The organism is Pseudomonas sp. 5.2 (assembly GCF_059025405.1).
Genome location: NZ_JBYBHH010000003.1, coordinates 303,230 through 321,580 on the forward strand (window position 1 = coordinate 303,230; position 18,351 = coordinate 321,580).

19 protein-coding genes are annotated in these 18,351 nt (G+C 63.0%); 8 read left to right on the forward strand and 11 right to left on the reverse strand.

The annotated features are described in order from the left end of the window. Window positions 1–154: 154 nt before the first annotated feature. The 4 genes from AC5PZ0_RS07190 to glyQ are packed head-to-tail and all read right to left on the reverse strand — an operon-like array spanning window position 155 to window position 4,512. On the reverse strand, window positions 155–925 hold the full coding sequence (locus AC5PZ0_RS07190; RefSeq protein ID WP_027592057.1) for a lysophospholipid acyltransferase family protein: 771 nt from the start codon (window positions 923–925) through the stop codon (window positions 155–157). Between the two features lie 60 nt (window positions 926–985). After that, entirely contained in the window at window positions 986–1,513 is a 528-nt protein-coding gene (gmhB, locus tag AC5PZ0_RS07195) for a D-glycero-beta-D-manno-heptose 1,7-bisphosphate 7-phosphatase (RefSeq protein WP_027592056.1), read from the reverse strand. 3 nt (window positions 1,514–1,516) lie between these two features. Further along, window positions 1,517–3,568, reverse strand: coding sequence for a glycine--tRNA ligase subunit beta (gene glyS / locus AC5PZ0_RS07200; RefSeq protein WP_274884436.1), 2,052 nt, complete (start codon window positions 3,566–3,568; stop codon window positions 1,517–1,519). Next, window positions 3,565–4,512, reverse strand: a complete 948-nt coding sequence (gene glyQ, locus AC5PZ0_RS07205) for a glycine--tRNA ligase subunit alpha (RefSeq protein WP_012312032.1) — start codon at window positions 4,510–4,512, stop codon at window positions 3,565–3,567. The genes glyS and glyQ overlap by 4 nt, the downstream gene beginning before the upstream one ends. Before the next feature lie 83 nt (window positions 4,513–4,595). On the opposite strand from glyQ, the gene AC5PZ0_RS07210 reads away from it, so the two are divergent. Together AC5PZ0_RS07210 and AC5PZ0_RS07215 are read left to right on the forward strand one after the other, a co-directional pair. Next, the gene (locus AC5PZ0_RS07210; RefSeq protein WP_027592053.1) at window positions 4,596–5,147 is read left to right on the forward strand and encodes a DNA-3-methyladenine glycosylase I; all 552 of its coding nucleotides are present in this window, start codon (window positions 4,596–4,598) and stop codon (window positions 5,145–5,147) included. Between the two features lie 41 nt (window positions 5,148–5,188). After that, a complete protein-coding gene (locus AC5PZ0_RS07215) occupies window positions 5,189–6,076 on the forward strand; it encodes a lysophospholipid acyltransferase (protein ID WP_274884430.1) in 888 nt (295 codons plus the stop codon). Window positions 6,077–6,187: 111 nt separating this feature from the next. On the opposite strand, the gene AC5PZ0_RS07220 is transcribed toward AC5PZ0_RS07215, so the two are convergent. The 5 genes from AC5PZ0_RS07220 to def are packed head-to-tail and all read right to left on the reverse strand — an operon-like array spanning window position 6,188 to window position 10,717. After that, window positions 6,188–6,502: a tetratricopeptide repeat protein gene (locus tag AC5PZ0_RS07220; protein WP_274884428.1), complete on the reverse strand. Its 315-nt coding sequence runs from the start codon at window positions 6,500–6,502 to the stop codon at window positions 6,188–6,190. Between the two features lie 11 nt (window positions 6,503–6,513). Then, window positions 6,514–7,887, reverse strand: a complete 1,374-nt coding sequence (gene trkA / locus AC5PZ0_RS07225; protein WP_085272130.1) for a Trk system potassium transporter TrkA — start codon at window positions 7,885–7,887, stop codon at window positions 6,514–6,516. A gap of 23 nt (window positions 7,888–7,910) precedes the next feature. After that, a complete protein-coding gene (gene rsmB / locus AC5PZ0_RS07230; protein WP_027592049.1) occupies window positions 7,911–9,221 on the reverse strand; it encodes a 16S rRNA (cytosine(967)-C(5))-methyltransferase RsmB in 1,311 nt (436 codons plus the stop codon). Further along, window positions 9,218–10,150 carry a methionyl-tRNA formyltransferase gene (fmt, locus tag AC5PZ0_RS07235; protein ID WP_274884426.1) on the reverse strand — a complete coding sequence of 311 codons (933 nt, stop codon included), beginning with the start codon at window positions 10,148–10,150 and terminating at the stop codon, window positions 9,218–9,220. The genes rsmB and fmt overlap by 4 nt, the downstream gene beginning before the upstream one ends. Window positions 10,151–10,210: 60 nt before the next feature. Beyond that, window positions 10,211–10,717, reverse strand: coding sequence for a peptide deformylase (gene def, locus AC5PZ0_RS07240; RefSeq protein WP_027592047.1), 507 nt, complete (start codon window positions 10,715–10,717; stop codon window positions 10,211–10,213). 207 nt (window positions 10,718–10,924) lie between these two features. Here def and dprA point away from each other — a divergent pair, with 207 nt between their 5' ends. The 4 genes from dprA (at window position 10,925) to AC5PZ0_RS07260 (ending at window position 13,522) form a co-directional block, all read left to right on the forward strand. Next, window positions 10,925–12,022, forward strand: a complete 1,098-nt coding sequence (gene dprA, locus AC5PZ0_RS07245; protein ID WP_085272127.1) for a DNA-processing protein DprA — start codon at window positions 10,925–10,927, stop codon at window positions 12,020–12,022. Window positions 12,023–12,064: 42 nt separating this feature from the next. Continuing rightward, the gene (gene tsaC, locus AC5PZ0_RS07250) at window positions 12,065–12,622 is read left to right on the forward strand and encodes an L-threonylcarbamoyladenylate synthase type 1 TsaC (protein WP_027592045.1); all 558 of its coding nucleotides are present in this window, start codon (window positions 12,065–12,067) and stop codon (window positions 12,620–12,622) included. Between the two features lie 341 nt (window positions 12,623–12,963). Beyond that, window positions 12,964–13,248 carry a type II toxin-antitoxin system Phd/YefM family antitoxin gene (locus tag AC5PZ0_RS07255; protein ID WP_019099397.1) on the forward strand — a complete coding sequence of 95 codons (285 nt, stop codon included), beginning with the start codon at window positions 12,964–12,966 and terminating at the stop codon, window positions 13,246–13,248. Beyond that, window positions 13,214–13,522: a Txe/YoeB family addiction module toxin gene (locus AC5PZ0_RS07260; RefSeq protein WP_081042037.1), complete on the forward strand. Its 309-nt coding sequence runs from the start codon at window positions 13,214–13,216 to the stop codon at window positions 13,520–13,522. The genes AC5PZ0_RS07255 and AC5PZ0_RS07260 overlap by 35 nt, the downstream gene beginning before the upstream one ends. Before the next feature lie 153 nt (window positions 13,523–13,675). On the opposite strand, the gene AC5PZ0_RS07265 is transcribed toward AC5PZ0_RS07260, so the two are convergent. Further along, window positions 13,676–14,653 carry an NADPH:quinone reductase gene (locus AC5PZ0_RS07265; protein WP_252826309.1) on the reverse strand — a complete coding sequence of 326 codons (978 nt, stop codon included), beginning with the start codon at window positions 14,651–14,653 and terminating at the stop codon, window positions 13,676–13,678. A 134-nt stretch (window positions 14,654–14,787) separates the two neighbouring features. On the opposite strand from AC5PZ0_RS07265, the gene hemF reads away from it, so the two are divergent. After that, on the forward strand, window positions 14,788–15,699 hold the full coding sequence (gene hemF, locus AC5PZ0_RS07270; protein WP_493854591.1) for an oxygen-dependent coproporphyrinogen oxidase: 912 nt from the start codon (window positions 14,788–14,790) through the stop codon (window positions 15,697–15,699). A 25-nt stretch (window positions 15,700–15,724) separates the two neighbouring features. After that, window positions 15,725–16,549: a shikimate dehydrogenase gene (gene aroE, locus AC5PZ0_RS07275; RefSeq protein ID WP_027592041.1), complete on the forward strand. Its 825-nt coding sequence runs from the start codon at window positions 15,725–15,727 to the stop codon at window positions 16,547–16,549. Window positions 16,550–16,666: 117 nt separating this feature from the next. Here the strand turns inward: aroE and AC5PZ0_RS07280 are convergent, their stop codons facing one another. Further along, entirely contained in the window at window positions 16,667–18,232 is a 1,566-nt protein-coding gene (locus AC5PZ0_RS07280; protein WP_274884416.1) for a SulP family inorganic anion transporter, read from the reverse strand. Between the last annotated feature and the right edge of the window lie 119 nt (window positions 18,233–18,351).

An 18,351-nucleotide genomic window follows, 5' to 3' on the forward strand; every position in this document is an offset into this window, starting at 1 on the left:
ACCGGCTTTAAAAGCCGGTTTTTTTATGCCGCGAAAAAACTTATGCACGTTTTTCGCAAATCTGTCATGTGAAGAAATAAACAGCTAATTCAATCACTTACTGCATACATAGAACAGATCGCAGAAAAACTGCTCACAAGTTATCCACAGAAACTCAAGCAGTCTGCTCCTGTGGCTTTTCAGCCGCGGGTGGCAGCGAACCCAGGGCCCTTTGCGTGGCCTCGTTCCAGGCGGCGGCGCGGTCATTGAGCTCGGCAATTGCACGAGGGCCGGTGCCGTTGGCGTACATCGGCTCACCGATCACCACCTCAATGGTGCCCGCACGCTTGCCCCAGCCAGCCTTAGGCCAGAACTTGCCCGCGTTGTGCGCAATGGGCAGCACCGGCAGGCCGGCATTGACCGCCAGCGCAGTACCGCCACGGGAGAACTTGCCGACGGTGCCAAACGGCACGCGGGTGCCCTCTGGGAAGATCAGCACCCACACACCCTGCTTGAGCAGTTCATCACCTTGGCTGGCGACCTGACGCAGGGCTTCTTTGGGGTTGTCGCGGTTGATCGCGATGGGCCGCAGCATGGCCATGGCCCAGCCGAAGAACGGCACGTACAGCAGCTCGCGCTTGAGCACTTGGCTGAGCGGCGAGAAGTACTGGGAAAGGAAGAAGGTCTCCCAGGTGCTCTGATGGTTGGACAGGATCACACACGGCTCATTCGGCACATTCTCGGCGCCGGTGATCTTGTAGTCGATGCCAAGGATGGTGCGGGTCAAAAATAACGCGCAACGGCACCAGTACACGTTGATGAACGTGTAACGCTTGGGGAACGACAAGAAGGGCGCGACAAAAAAGCTCAGGGAGCACCACAGCAACGAGCTGGTGCCCAGCAGCAGGTAAAAAAGAAAGATTCTGATCGCCTGCAGGATCGACATAGTGGCATGTACCGTTGCGGGGCGTGCCCGCCTGAGAAAATGCGCCCTAAGGCGCACTGTTTAAATTAGTTCTCTGGCGATAGCTGCCAGATCGTCGAAAATCAGTGTAGTTTCAGGGACACCTTTTTCCAGGGTCCGCTCGCCCTTGCCGGTTTTCACCAACACGGGTTGTGCACCGACGGCCAGGGCGGCCTGAAGGTCACCTTGGCTGTCGCCGACAAACCACACGCCGCCAAGGTCGGCCTGGTAGTGCTCGGCAATTGCCCGCAGCATGCCCGGCTTAGGCTTGCGGCAATCGCAGCCTTCATCCGGGCCATGTGGGCAATAGACGATATGGCCCACTTCGCCGCCCTGCTCGGCCACCAACGCACGCAGGCGCGCGTGCATGGCCTCGAGGGTTTGCACCGGGTAATAGCCGCGGGCAATGCCGGACTGGTTGGTGGCCACGGCCACCGTCCAGCCCGCTTTGCTCAACTGCGCGATGGCCTCGACCGAGCCGGGAATGGGGATCCACTCCTCCAGCGACTTGATGTAAGCGTCGGAGTCATAGTTGATCACCCCGTCTCGATCGAGAATCAGCAGTTTCAAGGCTTACCCCAGCAGCGAGATGTCGGCCACACCCAGGAACAGACCGCGCAGGCGGCTGAGCAGGGCATAACGGTTGGCGCGGACCTTGGCGTCCTCGGCGTTGACCATCACCGCCTCGAAGAAGGCGTCGACCGGGTCACGCAGGGCTGCCAGGCGGGCCAGCGACTCACTGTACTGGCGCGCAGCGGCCATCGGTTGCACGGCCTGGTCGGCCTGCTGAATGGCCGAGTACAGGGAGAACTCGTTGGCGTTGTCGAAGTACTTCGGCTCGACCTGTTCGGCGATGGCGCCTTCGGCCTTGCTCAGCAGGTTCGACACGCGCTTGTTCACCGCGGCCAGGGCTTCGGCTTCCGGCAGTTTGCGGAACGCCTGCACGGCCTGCACACGCTGGTCGAAGTCCAGGGCAGAACCCGGCTTCAGGGCACGTACCGACAGGTAGGTGGCCACGTCGATACCTTCGTCTTCGTAGCGTGCACGCAAGCGATCGAAGATGAACTCCAGCACTTGCTCAGCCAGGCCGGCAGCCTTGACCTTGGCACCGAACTGCTTGACCGCGAACTCGGCCGCACCGGTCAGGTCCAGGTCCAGCTGCTTCTCGATCAGGATGCGCAGCACGCCCAGCGCAGCGCGGCGCAGTGCGTACGGGTCTTTGCTGCCGGTTGGCAGCATGCCGATGCCGAAGATACCGACCAGGGTGTCGAGCTTGTCAGCGATCGCCACGGCAGCACCGGTGACGGTCTCTGGCAGCTCGGCGCCAGCACCGCGCGGCATGTACTGCTCGTTCAGGGCCAGGGCGACGTCTTGCGGCTCGCCATCGTTGAGCGCGTAGTAGTAACCGGCAACGCCCTGCATCTCAGGGAACTCGCCAACCATCTCGGTGGCCAGGTCGCACTTGGACAGCAGGCCGGCACGCGCGGCGCGCTGGGCGTCGCCGCCAATCAGCGGGGCAATGAACGCGGCCAGCTTGGAAACACGCTCGGCCTTGTCGTACACGGTGCCCAGTTGAGCCTGGAACACCACGTTCTTGAGGCGCTCGTTGAAGGTTTCCAGCGGCTGCTTCTTGTCTTGCTTGAAGAAGAACTCGGCATCGGTCAGGCGTGGGCGCACGACCTTTTCGTTGCCTTCGATGATCTGCTTCGGGTCACGGCTTTCGACGTTGGCCACGGTGATGAAGCGCGGCAGCAGCTTGCCTTCGCTGTCCAGCAGGCAGAAGTACTTCTGGTTGTCCTGCATGGTGGTGATCAGGGCTTCTTGCGGCACGTCGAGGAAACGCTCCTCGAACGAGCACACCAGCGGCACTGGCCACTCGACCAGCGCGGTCACTTCGTCCAGCAGCGCCGGCGGCACGATGGCGCTGCCTTCCTGCTGCAGGGCCAGTTCGGCAGTGCGCCTGGCAATCAGCTCGCGGCGCTCGGCGAAGTCGGCCAGCACGTAGGCTTTGCGCAGGTCTTCGACGTAGTTGGCCGGGGTGGTGATAACCACGTTTTCCGGGTGGTGGAAGCGGTGGCCACGAGACTCACGGCCGGCCTGCTGGGCGAGGATGGTGCAGTCGACGACCTGGTCGCCAAGCAGCATCACCAGCCACTGGGTTGGGCGCACGAACTCTTCGCGGCTGGCGCCCCAGCGCATGCGCTTGGGGATCGGCAGGTCGTTGAGCGAGTCTTCGACGATGGTCGGCAGCAGGCTGGTAGTGGCCTTGCCCGGGATGTGCTGGGAGAAACGCAGCTTGGCGCCGCTCTGGTCGATTTCCGACAGCTCTACACCGCACTTCTTGGCAAAGCCCAGGGCCGCTTGGGTCGGCTCGCCGTCTTTGAAAGCAGCCTGCAGGGGCGGGCCGTCGATGTTGATGCTGCGGTCAGGCTGCTGCACGTCGAGTTGGCGGATCAGTACGGCCAGGCGGCGCGGCGCGGCGTATACCGATTTGCTGGCGTAGTTCAGGCCAGCGGCCTGCAGGCCTTTCTCGATACCGGCCAGGAAGGCGTCGCCCAGGCTGGCGAGGGCCTTGGGTGGCAGCTCTTCGGTGCCCAGTTCTACCAGGAAATCTTGAGCACTCATTGTGCAGCCTCCAGCTTAGCCAACACTTCGTCACGCAATTCAGGGGTGGCCATCGGGAAGCCCAGGCGTGCGCGGGCTTGCAGATAGCTTTGCGCCACGTCCCGGGCCAGGGTACGTACGCGCAGGATGTAACGCTGGCGCTCGGTCACCGAGATGGCGCGGCGGGCGTCGAGCAGGTTGAAGGTGTGCGAAGCCTTCAGGACCATTTCGTAGGTCGGCAGCGGCAGGTCCAGCTTGATCAGGCGGTTGGCTTCGCTTTCGTAGAAGTCGAACAGCTCGAACAGTTTCTCGACGTTGGCGTGTTCGAAGTTGTAGGTCGACTGCTCGACTTCGTTCTGGTGGAACACGTCGCCGTAGGTAACCTTGCCGAACGGGCCATCGGCCCATACCAGGTCGTAGACCGAATCGACACCCTGGATGTACATGGCCAGGCGTTCGAGGCCGTAGGTGATTTCACCGGTGACCGGGTAGCACTCGATGCCGCCCACTTGCTGGAAGTAGGTGAACTGGGTCACCTCCATGCCGTTGAGCCAGATTTCCCAGCCCAGGCCCCAGGCGCCGAGGGTTGGCGATTCCCAGTTGTCTTCGACGAAACGGATATCGTGGACCAGCGGATCCAGGCCAATGGCTTTCAGCGAGCCGAGGTACAGCTCCTGGAAGTTGGCCGGGTTCGGCTTGAGCACCACCTGGAACTGGTAGTAGTGCTGCAGGCGGTTTGGGTTTTCGCCATACCGCCCGTCGGCAGGGCGACGGCTAGGCTGCACGTAGGCGGCGTTCCAGGTCTCTGGGCCGACGGCGCGCAGGAACGTGGCGGTATGGAAAGTGCCGGCGCCTACTTCCATATCGTAGGGCTGAAGCACCACACAACCTTGAGCTGCCCAGTAGTTCTGCAGGGCGAGGATCAGGTCTTGGAAGGTACGCACGGCTGGCGTAGGCTGGCTCACGAAATTCACCTGTATCTGGGGATGCGGATGTAAAGAGCGGGAGTATAACCTGATTCGCCTCGCCCTCTACTCATTGGAGCCTTATGCCACGCTGCTTTTGGTGTACCGACGATCCGTTGTACCAGGCCTACCACGACCAGGAATGGGGAACACCGCAGCGTGATCCGGCGTTGCTGTTCGAGATGCTTTTGCTCGAAGGGTTCCAGGCGGGGCTGTCATGGATCACGGTTTTACGTAAACGCGAGCGTTATCGCGAGGTGATGCATGGTTTCGACCCGGTGAAGTTGGCGCAGATGAGCGATGAACGGATCGAAGCACTGATGCTCGACGCCGGCATCATCCGCAACCGCCTCAAGCTCAAGGCGGCACGGCGCAACGCCCAGGCCTGGCTGGCTGTGGATAACCCGGCCGAGTGGCTCTGGTCGTTTGTGGGCGGCACGCCCAAAGTCAACCATTTCAAGGACCGAAGCGAAATGCCTGCCGTTACCGATGAAGCGAAGGCAATGAGCAAGGCCCTGCAAAAAGCCGGCTTCACGTTTGTCGGCCCAACCATCTGTTATGCCTTCATGCAGGCCACCGGTATGGTCATGGACCACACCACCGATTGTGATCGCTACGCCGCCTTGGCGCGCTGACGGGGTACAATGCGCGCCTTGCTGAAATAAGGAATTCGCCTGTGGAAAAGTTCAAGGGCGCCCTGATGGTCGGGGTGCTTCGACTGTTCGCCAAGTTGCCCTGGGGCGCTGTGCAGCGCGTCGGCGCCGGTATCGGCTGGCTGATGTGGAAGGTCCCGAACGGGTCGCGCAACGTGGTGCGTATCAACCTCGCCAAGTGTTTCCCGGAGATGGACCCGGCCGAACGTGAGCAACTGGTCGGCCGCGCGCTGAGAGACATCGGCAAATCCTTTGTCGAAAGCGCTTGTGCCTGGATCTGGCCACCGCAGCGTTCGCTGGAACTGGTCAAGGAAGTGCACGGCCTGGAAGTGCTGGAGCAGGCCCTGGCCTCGGGCAAGGGCGTGGTGGGCATCACCAGCCACCTGGGTAACTGGGAAGTGTTGAACCACTTCTATTGCAACCAGTGCAAACCGATCATCTTCTACCGCCCGCCAAAGCTCAAAGCTGTGGATGATTTGTTGCGTGAACAGCGGGTGCAGATGGGTAACCGTGTGGCGCCTTCGACCAAGGAAGGCATCCTCAGCGTGATCAAGGAAGTGCGCCGCGGGGGCCAGGTGGGCATTCCTGCCGACCCGGAACCTGCTGAGTCGGCGGGTGTGTTCGTGCCGTTCTTGGGCACCCAGGCGCTGACCAGCAAGTTCGTGCCGAACATGCTGGCCGGTGGCAAGGCGGTGGGTGTGTTCCTGCATGCGTTGCGGCTGCCGGATGGGTCTGGGTTCCGAGTGATTCTGGAAGCGGCGCCGGAGGCGATGTACAGCACGGATGTGACCGAGTCGGCGGCGGCCATGAGCCAGGTGGTCGAGCGGTATGTGCGCGAGTATCCGAGCCAGTACATGTGGAGCATGAAGCGCTTCAAGAAGCGCCCGGCTGGCGAAGCGCGCTGGTATTGAGTCTCTCACCATTTCCCTGTGGGAGCGGGCTTGCCCGCGAAGAAGGCACCGCGGAACATGGCACCGGCTTTGCCGGTGTTCGCGGGCAAGCCCGCTCCCACAGGGGCGGCGTCAGCTTGAAGTTTTGTTGAGTTTCTTCAGGAACACTGCCATCTCTTTCTCGGCCTGCTTATCCCCATGGGCCTGCGCCGCCACGATCCCGTCCTCCCAGGCCTTGCGCGCCGCCGCCAAATCCCCCTGCAACTGATACGCCTTACCCAGCAACTTCCACGCCGCCGAATACTTCGGGTCCTGCTCCACGCAACGCGCCAGGTGCACCGCCGCCTCAGCGCCATTGCCCTCGTCCAGCCAGGCCTTGCCAAGGCCGAACCTCAACAGCGGGTTATCCACACCCTTGGCCAGCATCTTCTCCAGCGATTCGCGCATGCCCTCTTCTCCTAGAAGAAACTCAAGCCGACGTGGAACAGCTTCTCCACATCCCGAATGTGCTTTTTATCCACAACGAACAGAATCACATGGTCACCCGATTCGATCACCGTGTCGTCGTGGGCAATCATCACCTCTTCGTCACGAATGATCGCGCCGATGGTGGTGCCTGGCGGCAGGGCGATGTCTTCGATGGCCTTGCCGACCACTTTGCTCGACTTCGAATCGCCATGCGCCACGGCTTCGATGGCCTCGGCCGCGCCGCGGCGCAGGGAGTGCACGCTGACGATATCGCCACGCCGCACGTGGGCCAGCAAGGTGCCGATGGTGGCCAACTGCGGGCTGATGGCGATGTCAATCTCGCCGCCCTGCACCAGGTCCACATAGGCCGGGTTGTTGATGATGGTCATCACCTTGCGCGCACCCAGGCGCTTGGCCAGCAGCGACGACATGATGTTGGCCTCGTCGTCGTTGGTCAGGGCCAGGAAGATGTCGGCGTCGGCGATGTTCTCTTCGAGCATCAGGTCCTTGTCCGACGCACTGCCCTGCAGCACCACGGTGCTTTCAAGGCTATCGGAGAGGTGACGGCAGCGGGCCGGGTTCATCTCGATGATCTTCACCTGATAGCGGCTTTCGATGGCCTCGGCCAAGCGCTCGCCAATCTGCCCGCCACCGGCGATGACCACGCGCTTGTTGGTCTCGTCGATGCGTCGCAGCTCGCCCATCACGGCGCGGATATCTTTTTTCGCCGCGATGAAGAACACTTCGTCATCGGCCTCGATCACGGTGTCGCCGCGTGGGGTGATCGGCCGGTCACGGCGGAAGATCGCCGCCACACGGGTGTCGACGTTGGGCATGTGCGCACGGATCTGGCGCAACTGCTGGCCCACCAGCGGGCCGCCGTAGTACGCCTTGACCGCCACCAGTTGCGCCTTGCCTTCGGCGAAGTCGATTACCTGCAGTGAACCCGGGTGCTCGATCAGGCGCTTGATGTAGTTGGTTACCACCTGCTCGGGACTGATCAGCACGTCGACCGGAATGTGGTCGTTGTGGAACAGCTCTTCGCGGGTGAGGTAGGCCGATTCCCGTACCCGGGCGATCTTGGTCGGGGTGTGGAACAACGAGTAGGCGACCTGGCAGGCCACCATGTTGGTCTCGTCGCTGTTGGTCACCGCCACCAGCATGTCGGCGTCGTCGGCGCCGGCCTGGCGCAGCACAGTCGGCAGCGAGCCGCGGCCTTGCACCGTGCGGATGTCCAGGCGGTCGCCGAGGTCGCGCAGGCGCTCGCCGTCGGTGTCGACCACGGTAATGTCGTTGGCCTCGCTGGCCAGGTGTTCTGCCAGCGTACCGCCCACCTGCCCCGCGCCGAGGATGATGATCTTCATCCGCTACTCCCTAACCGTTGTGCTTATCCGCGTGACGCGGCGATCTTGATCAGCTTGGCATAGTAGAACCCGTCGTGGCCGCCTTCCTGGGCCAGCAACTGGCGGCCATGTGGCTGGCGCAGGCCGGCCTCGGTGGCCAGGTCCAACTCACGGGCGCCCGGGGTGCGGGCGAGGAAGGCGTCGATCACCTCGGTGTTCTCGGTCGGCAAGCTCGAGCAGGTGGCGTAAAGCAGCATGCCGCCCACTTCCAGGGTCGGCCACAGGGCATCGAGCAGCTCGCCTTGCAACGTGGCCAGGGCCGGAATGTCGTCGGCCTGACGGGTCAGCTTGATGTCCGGGTGGCGGCGGATTACGCCGGTGGCCGAGCACGGGGCGTCGAGCAGGATGCGCTGGAACGTTTTGCCGTCCCACCAACTGGCGGTGTCGCGGGCATCGCAGGCGATCAGCTCGGCGTCCAGTTGCAGGCGATCGAGGTTCTCGCGCACGCGGGTCAGGCGCTTGGCTTCCAGGTCGATGGCCACCACCTGCGCCAGGCCAGCTTCGGCTTCGAGCAAGTGGCAAGTCTTGCCGCCCGGGGCGCAGCAGGCGTCGAGCACGCGTTGGCCGGGGGCCAGTTCGAGCAGGTCGGCGGACAGCTGGGCGGCTTCGTCCTGCACGCTTACCCAGCCTTCGGCAAAGCCAGGCAGGCTGCGCACATCGCAGGGCTCATTCAGCACGATGCCGTCACGGCTGTACTGGCAGGCGCTGGCGCCCACGCCGGCCTCAGCCAGCAAGGCCAGGTAGGCATCGCGGCTATGGTGGCGGCGGTTGACCCGCAAAATCATCGGCGGGTGGGCGTTGTTGGCGGCGCAGATGGCTTCCCATTGCTCGGGCCAGAAGGCCTTCAGCGATTTCTGCAGCCAGCGCGGGTGGGCAGTGCGCACCACCGGGTCGCGCTCCATGCCCGCGAGCAGCGCTTCGCCCTCACGCTGCGCGCGGCGCAGCACGGCGTTGAGCAGGCCTTTGGCCCACGGCTTTTTCAGCTTGTCGGCGCAACCCACGGTTTCGCCGATGGCGGCGTGCGCCGGAATGCGCGTGTAGAACAGCTGGTACAGGCCGACCAGCATCAAGGCCTGCACATCGGCATCGGCAGCTTTGAACGGCTTCTGCAGCAACTGCGCAGCGAGCAGGTCGAGGCGCGGCTGCCAGCGGGCGGTGCCGAAGGCCAGGTCTTGGGTCAGGCCCCGGTCGCGCTCGTCGACCTTGTCCAGTTGTGCCGGCAACGAGCTGTTCAGCGAAGCCTTGCCGCTGAGCACAGCGGCCAAGGCACGGGCGGCGGCCAGGCGAGGGTTCATTGGCCGAGCACCTTGCCGTTGGCGAATTTCTCGCGGCGGCTGTTGAACAGGTCGCTGAAGTTCAGCGCCTTGCCGCCGGGCAGTTGCAGGCGGGTCAGGCTCAGTGCCTGGTCACCGCAGGCGACTACCAGGCCGTCCTTGCTGGCAGACAGGATCTCGCCAGGGGCGCCGTCGCCTGTGGACAACGTGGCAGCCAGCACCTTCACGCTTTCGCCGTCCAGGGTGCTGTGGCACACCGGCCACGGGTTGAAAGCACGCACCAGGCGCTCCAGCTCCACGGCCGGGCGGCTCCAGTCAATGCGTGCTTCGTCTTTGTTCAGCTTGTGGGCATAGGTGGCCAGGGCGTCATCCTGGGCTTCACCCTGCAGCGAGCCGTCGGCAAGGCCAGCAATGGCTTTAATCACCGCAGGCGGGCCCATTTCGGCGAGGCGGTCATGCAGCGTGCCGCCGGTGTCTTCGGCGCTGATCGGGGTGACCACTTTGAGCAGCATCGGGCCGGTGTCCAGGCCCGCCTCCATGCGCATCACGGTCACGCCGCTCTCGGCATCGCCGGCTTCCACGGCGCGCTGAATCGGCGCCGCACCGCGCCAGCGTGGCAGCAAGGAGGCGTGGCTGTTGATGCAACCAAGGCGCGGAATATCCAGCACGGCCTGGGGCAGGATCAGGCCGTAGGCGACCACCACCATCAGGTCGGGCTTGAGCGCGGCGAGTTCCGCCTGGGCATCGGCATTGCGCAGGGTTGGCGGCTGCAGCACCGGGATGTCGTGGGCCACGGCCAGTGCTTTGACCGCGCTCGGCATGAGCTTCTGGCCACGCCCGGCTGGGCGGTCCGGCTGGGTGTAGACGGCCACGATCTCATAGGGGCTGTCGAGCAGTGCCTTGAGGTGTTCGGCGGCAAACTCTGGAGTGCCTGCGAAGACGATGCGCATGGAGTTCTCGCTGCAAAAAAGAAAAAGGCTTGCCGGAGCAAGCCTTCTGGAAGGTGGGGATCAGGCTTGCTGGCGGTGCTGCTTTTCCAGCTTCTTCTTGATCCGGTCGCGTTTGAGCGTGGACAGGTAGTCGACGAACAGCTTGCCGTTGAGGTGATCGAACTCGTGCTGCACGCACACGGCCAGCAGGCCTTCGGCTTCGAGCTCGAACGGCTTGCCGTCGCGGTCCTGGGCTTTGACGCGCACCCGCAGGGGGCGGTCGACGTTTTCGTAGAAGCCAGGCACCGACAGGCAACCTTCCTGGTACTGGCCCATGTCGTGGGTCAGTTCTTCGACGACGGGGTTGATGAAGACCCGCGGTTCGCTGCGGTCTTCGCTCAGGTCCATCACCACCACTTGCTTGTGGACGTTGACCTGAGTCGCAGCCAGGCCGATGCCAGGCGCTTCATACATGGTTTCAAACATGTCGTCGATCAGCTGGCTCAGGGCGTCGTCGAACACCGTCACCGGTTTGGCGAGGGTGCGCAGGCGCGGGTCCGGGAATTCGAGAATGTTCAAGATGGCCATAAGGTCGGGCAGTCACTGTGCGTTCGGTTGAAAACTGAGCACACATAATAAAGGTAATCGGGGCATTCGGCACCTGGCAAAGCTCGGCTAGGGTTTAAACGGACGGCTTATCACCCATTTGATGGACAGGTTGTCAAAGCGTTATCAACACAGTTATCCACAGGTTGTGCCACGTCGATGGCCCCGTTTCGATCAAGGATGATCCTCATGTTGACCCACCATTCGTCGCCTTGCGCGCCTGCCGAACTGGAGGCGAGGTTGCGCCTGCACCGCCTGCCGGACACAGGGTTACGCCGCTTTCACAGCCTGCTGAAAGCTTTTGGCAGCGCTTCTTCGGCGCTGAGTGCGCCGGCCGCAGCCTGGCGCGCACTGGGCATTCCGCAAGCCAGCATCGAAGCCCGAAGAAGCGCCGAAGTGCGTGACGGTGCACTGGCTGCAATGGCCTGGTTAGAGCGCCCGGGCCAGCATTTACTGATGTGGGACAGCCCTGGCTACCCTGCTCTGCTGGCCGAAACCGACGACCCGCCGCCGTTGCTTTTCGTCGCTGGCGACCCCGCATTACTGGAAAGGCCACAGTTGGCAATTGTGGGCAGCAGGCGTGCTTCACCGCCCGCGCTCGACACTGCTCGAGCATTTTCCCGCTACTTGGCGCAGACGGGTTTTACCATTACCAGCGGCCTGGCACTGGGTATCGATGGTGCCGCTCATCGGGCAGCGTTGCAGGCCGGGGGCGGCACAATTGGGGTACTCGGGACAGGGCTGCAAAAACTTTATCCACAGCGCCATCGCGAGCTTGCCCAAGCGATGATCGACAGCGGCAGCGCGCTGGTTTCCGAGTACCCGCTGGATGCCGGCCCGCTGCCGGGCAATTTTCCGCGGCGTAATCGCATCATCAGTGGCTTGTCGCTGGGCGTATTGGTTGTAGAGGCGAGCCTGGCCAGTGGCTCGCTGATCACGGCGCGCTTGGCGGCTGAGCAGGGCCGCGAGGTGTATGCCATCCCAGGCTCCATCCACCACCCAGGTGCCAAAGGCTGCCACCAGTTGATTCGCGACGGTGCCCTGCTGGTGGAAAGCGTGGAACAGATTCTGGAAAGCCTGCAGGGCTGGCAGAACCTGCCCCCGGCCATTGTTGAACAGCGTGATCACCCCCTGCTCGCCTTGCTGCATGCCGCGCCCCAGACTACCGAGAGCCTGGCCCACTGCAGCGAACTGACGTTGGCTCAGGTGATGGCGCAGCTCACCGAACTGGAGCTTGAAGGGCGGGTCAGCAATGAAGCCGGGCGTTGGTTTGCCCGCGTTGGCTAAGTACACTGCTCACAAGCAAGGTATATAGGCGGAGAGACAGCAATGGTGAGCAGTTTTCGTGTGCAACAAGCCGCACGTGAGATCCGGGCGGGCGCGGTTATCGCCTACCCGACGGAAGCGGTCTGGGGCCTGGGCTGTGACCCGTGGAACGAGGACGCGGTGTATCGCCTGCTGGCGCTCAAGTCGCGGCCTGTGGATAAAGGCTTGATCCTGATCGCCGACAATATCCGCCAGTTCGACTTTTTGTTCGAAGATTTCCCCGAGGACTGGATTGACCGCATGGGCAGCACCTGGCCAGGCCCGAACACCTGGCTGGTACCGCACCAGGACCTGTTGCCGGAGTGGGTGACCGGCCAGCACGACACGGTGGCGCTGCGGGTCAGTGACCACCCACAGGTGCGTGAGCTGTGCGCGCTGGTCGGGCCGCTGATTTCCACCTCGTGCAACCCCGGCGGTCGCCCGGCGGCGAAGAGCCGCTTGCGGGTAGAGCAGTACTTCCATGGCCAGCTGGACCTGGTACTGGGCGGGGCGTTGGGCGGGCGGAAGAACCCAAGTGTGATTCGCAACCTGGCGACGGGCGAAGTCGTTCGGCCGGGCTAAATTGCCAAGCGCCGATACCCGCTCCCCTGTTCACCCCAAAACGGCGTCGTTCCTTGATTCAATGCATTGCTGTGGGAGCAGGTAGGCCTGCTTTCACAGCAATTTCCTACAAGCTCTGTCGGAAGCATTCACCTGCCCACCAGAAGACATCCAATTTATGCTTTGCATTCTCAAGGTTCCCGACCATGGGATGTTGAGGTTTGTACCTAGGCTTGTACAATGTTTGAGTTGGTATCTGCCAAATTAACTATCGGAAGCCACCAAGCCTAGCGCCCATTCAGCAGAGCTGAATGGGTCGAGAAAAACCTGATCCGGGCCCTGCCTGGGAGGGATTTGAAGAAATGCATGTACTGACTTTTAGCCAGGCTCGCGCCGACCTGAAGCAGACGATGGATGATGTATGTCGGGATCACGAACCTGCGATCATTACGCGCCAGCGCGGTGAGCCGGTGGTTATGCTCTCGCTTGAAGACTACAACGGCATGCAAGAAACCATGTACCTGTTGGGTTCTTCAGCCAATGCCAAGCGCTTGCGAGCATCCATTGATCAGCTGCGGTCGGGTAAAGCTGCTACCCATGAGCTGTCTATAGATGAACATGAAGTCAAAACAACGCAACAAGACTGAGGCTCGCAATTCTGTAAGCGTTGCGTTCACTTCAGAGGGTTGGGAAGACTACTGCCATTGGAAAGATGCTGACTCGGATGTGTTCGCAACGATCAACGCACTGATCAGGGAGTGCCTTCGTACTCCTTTCAAAGGTACTGGCAAGCCTGAACCGCTCAAGGGCGACCTTTCAGGATTCTGGTCTCGCCGTATTACTCGCGAGCATCGGTTGGTCTACCTCTTCGAAGGTGGGCAGATGACAATCTTGCAGTGCCGATATCACTACGACGATTAATCAAGGCAAAGTAATCCAAATGGGATTGCTGTAATCCGGGCCGACTCAACTCCTGTGGGAGCGGGTTCACCCGCGAACACCGGCAGAGCCGGTGCCATCAATCGCGGTGGCTGATTCGCGGGCATGCCCGCTCCCACAGGGAATGTGTCTGGCTCAGGGGATCAGCACGGTCGACCCCACAGTCCTGCGCGCCGACAGCTCCGCCTGCGCCTTGGCTGCCTCACTCAGCGGATACCGCTGCTGGATATCCACAACCAGCTTCCCACTCGCAATCATCGCAAACAGGTCATCGGCCATGGCCTGGGTGTTCTCGGCATTGTTGGCATAGCTCGCCAGGGTCGGCCGGGTGACATACAGCGAGCCCTTCTGCGCCAGAATCCCCAGGTTCACCCCGCTCACCGCGCCCGAAGCATTGCCAAAGCTCACCATCAACCCGCGTGGCTGCAGGCAGTCCAGCGAGGTCAGCCAGGTATCGGCGCCGACGCCGTCGTACACCACTGGGCATTTCTTGCCGTCTGTCAGCTCCAGGACGCGCTTGGCCACGTCTTCATGGCTGTAGTCGATGGTTTCCCACGCCCCCAGCGCCTTCGCCCGCTCGGCCTTCTCAGCGGAGCTGACGGTACCGATCAACTTGGCCCCCAGCGCCTTGGCCCATTGGCAGGCCAGCGAACCCACGCCACCGGCAGCGGCATGGAACAGGATCACGTCGCCCGGTTGCACCGCATAAGTCTGCTTGAGCAAGTACTGCACGGTCAGGCCCTTGAGCATCACTGCCGCTGCCTGTTCGAAGCTGATGTTGTCCGGCAGCTTGACCAGGTTGGCCTCGGGCAGCGTATGCACTTCGCTGTAGGCACCCAGCGGGCCGCCGGCATGGGCTACCCGATCGCCGACTTTCAGGCGCGTGACGCCCTCACCCACGGCTTCGACCACACCAGCGGCCTCGGTGCCGAGCCCGGAAGGCAAGGATGGCGGTGCGTACAAGCCGCTGCGGAAATAGGTGTCGATGAAGTTCAGGCCAATCGCCTGGTTACGCACGCGGACCTGCTGTGGCCCAGGTGGGGCGGGGTCGAACTCTACAAGCTGCAGAACTTCCGGGCCGCCATGCTGGCTGAACTGGATACGCTTGGCCATCTCGCACTCCTGTTGTCGGGATTGGTAACAGCCCTCTATCGGACGCCTTTGCTTGATCGCCGTCAACTGCGGCGCGTCAGCCGCCGGTGGTATGCTACGCGGCGAATTCTTCTCTGCCCGCTCCAGGTGACCCGATGACCAGCCGCACCGAGGCCGTGAAAGCCTACCTGCTCGACCTGCAAGACCGCATCTGCTCCGCCCTTGAACGTGAGGACGGCGGCGCCCGCTTTGTCGAGGACGCCTGGACGCGTGAAGCCGGTGGCGGGGGCCGCACGCGGGTGATCGGTGAGGGCAAGGTGATCGAGAAAGGCGGGGTCAACTTCTCCCACGTGTTCGGTGCCGGCCTGCCACCGTCGGCCAGCGCCCACCGCCCCGAGCTGGCGGGCCGTGGCTTCGAGGCCCTGGGGGTGTCGCTGGTGATCCACCCGCACAACCCGCACGTGCCGACGTCCCACGCCAATGTGCGCTTCTTCATCGCCGAAAAAGAAGGCGAAGAGGCGGTGTGGTGGTTCGGCGGCGGTTTCGACCTGACCCCGTACTACGGCAACGAAGAAGACTGCATCCACTGGCACCGTGTGGCCGAGCAGGCCTGCGCGCCATTCGGTGCTGACGTGTACCCGCGCTACAAAGTCTGGTGCGACCGCTACTTCCACCTCAAGCACCGTGGCGAACCACGTGGCATTGGCGGGCTGTTCTTCGACGACCTGAACGAGTGGGACTTCGACACCTGCTTTGCTTTCATCCGTGCCATTGGCGATGCCTTTGTCGAGGCCTACCTGCCGATCGTTCAACGCCGTAAGGACACGCCTTATACCGCCGAGCAGCGCGAGTTCCAAGAGTACCGTCGCGGTCGCTACGTGGAGTTCAACCTGGTCTACGACCGTGGCACCTTGTTCGGCCTGCAATCGGGTGGGCGTACCGAGTCGATCCTCATGTCGCTGCCGCCGCAGGTCCGCTGGGGCTACGACTGGAAGGCCGCGCCTGGCAGCGAAGAAGCGCGCCTGACCGAGTACTTCCTGCAAGACCGCGACTGGCTCGCCCAGTAAACCTGTGGATAACCGAGGAGCCCCCATGGACCAGTACGTCGTTTTCGGTAACCCCATTGGCCACAGCAAGTCGCCGCTGATCCACCGCCTGTTCGCCGAGCAGACCGGCCAGGACCTGGAATACGCCACCCTGCTGGCGCCGCTGGACGAGTTCAGCGATTGTGCCCGCGGTTTCTTCAAGCAAGGCAGTGGCGGCAATGTCACGGTGCCGTTCAAGGAAGAAGCCTACCGCCTGTGCGACAGCCTGACCCCACGTGCCCAGCGGGCGGGTGCGGTGAATACCCTGAGCAAGCTGGCGGATGGCTCGCTGCGGGGGGACAACACTGACGGTGCTGGCCTGGTGCGCGACCTGACGGTGAATGCTGGGGTTGAGCTGGCGGGTAAGCGGATCCTCATTTTGGGTGCGGGCGGTGCGGTGCGTGGGGTGCTGGAGCCGATTCTGGCGCACGATCCGCAGTCGCTGGTGATCGCCAACCGCACGGTAGAAAAGGCCGAGCAACTGGCGCGTGAGTTCGCTGAGTTGGGGCCGGTGGTGGCCAGCGGGTTCAGCTGGCTGCAGGAGCCGGTGGACGTAATCATCAACGCCACCTCGGCGAGCCTGGCGGGCGAGATGCCGCCGATTGCCGACAGCCTGGTCGAGGCCGGGCGCACGGTTTGCTACGACATGATGTACGGCAAGGAGCCGACGCCGTTTTGCCAATGGGCTACCAACCTAGGTGCGGCCAAGGTGCTGGATGGGCTGGGGATGCTGGCTGAGCAGGCGGCTGAGGCGTTCTTTATCTGGCGTGGCGTGAGGCCGGATACGGCGCCGGTGTTGGCTGAGCTTCGTCGGCAGTTGGCTCGGGGCTGAATTTGAGATTTTGGGGCCGCTTTGCGGCCCATCGCAGCGGTTCGGCGCACCGACAAGCCAGCTGCTACAGGTTTCTGCACGAATCTCAAAAAATGCGCTGCACAGCAGCCCCAATGGTCACTCTGCAAATTCAATGGGGCAACCCGCCACCCCTTCCAACTTCTGCAATTCCTCGACCACCTGCGGCCGCGCCCGCTGCAAGGTCAAACTGCCCCCCGCCCGCCGCAACCGCCGTGCCTCGCGGTGCAACATATCCACACCCGAGTAATCGATAAAATTCACCTGCCGGGCATCGATCACCACATGCGGCCCCTGGCAGCGCTGCAAGCGCACCTGCAGGTAATGCGCCGCGCCAAAGAAGATCGACCCGCCCACCCGCAGCACGTCGGCCTGCCCTTCGCGGCTCTGCTGCACCCGTGGCCGGGACGTGCGTTTGAGGTAAAAGAACAGCGAAGCCAGCACCCCGGCATAGATCGCGGTCTGTAGCTCCAGCAGCAAGGTCGCGGCGGCGGTCAGGGCCATGACCAGGAACTCCGAGCGGCTGACCCGGAACAGCGCCCGAATGCCACGGTGATCCACCAACCCCCAACAGATCAGCAGGATGCTGCCCGCCATCGCCGGGATCGGCAGGTGGGCGATCAGCCCTGCCCCTGCGACGGCAAACAGCGCGACCCACAGGGCCGAGAACACCCCGGCCAGCGGTGACCGGGCGCCGGCGTCATAACTTAAGCCCGAACGGGTGAAAGAGCCTGATGACAGGTAACCGGAGAAGAACGCGCCGACGATGTTCGACAGGCCCTGGGCGCGGATCTCCTGGTCGGCATCGATCAGCTGTTCAGAGCGCGCAGATAGCGACCGGGCGATCGACAGGCTGGTGACCAGGCCGAGCATGCCCACCGCCACCGCGGTCGGCAGCAGCCGCAGCATCAGCTCCACGTCCAGTAGCGGCAGTGGGCTCAACGGGGGCAGTTGGCCAGTGAAGGCAGGTACGCGCGGCACATGGCCAAAAAAGCCAGGCAGTGACCAGGCCAGCAAACTGACCACGATCAGGCTTATCAACAGGCTCGGCCAGCGTGGCCGCCAGAGCTTGAAGGCCATGCCGATCAGCACCGTGGTCAGCCCCAGTATCAGCGACGGCAGGTCGACCTCCCCGGCGTGGCTGGCCAGGTCTTGCACGGTTTTCAACGCCGTGGCCTGGCTTGGCAAGTCCATGCCCAACAGGTTGGGCAACTGGCCGAGGGCGATGACGATGGCGGCGCCCAGGGTGAAGCCGAGCACCACCGAGTGGGAGACGAAATTGACCAGTGCGCCGAAGCGCAGCAGGCCGAGCAAGAGCTGGAAGATGCCGGCGAGTAATGTCAGCAGCAGGACCAGCGTGATGTAGTCGGCGCTGCCCGGTACCGCCAGGGGGCTGACGCTGGCGTAGAGGACGATCGAGATGGCTGCGGTCGGGCCGCAGATCAGGTGCCACGAAGACCCCCACAAGCAGGCGATGAGCACCGGGACGATGGCGGCGAACAGGCCGTATTCGGCGGGCAAGCCGGCGATCAGGGCGTAGGCGATGGATTGCGGCAGGGCAAGGATGGCACCGCTCAGGCCGACCAGCAGGTCCTGGCGCAGGCTGCGGCCCGATTGGCGGGGGAGCCAGGCAAGGAAAGGCAGCAGCTGGATGAGGCGGTGCATAAGTATTTCAGTTTCCCGAGTGTTGTACCGGCCCCCTGTGGGAGCGGGTTTACCCGCGAATGCGTCGGTGGCTTCACTAGAGCATTCGCGGGTGAACCCGCTCCCACAGGATGAGTGTG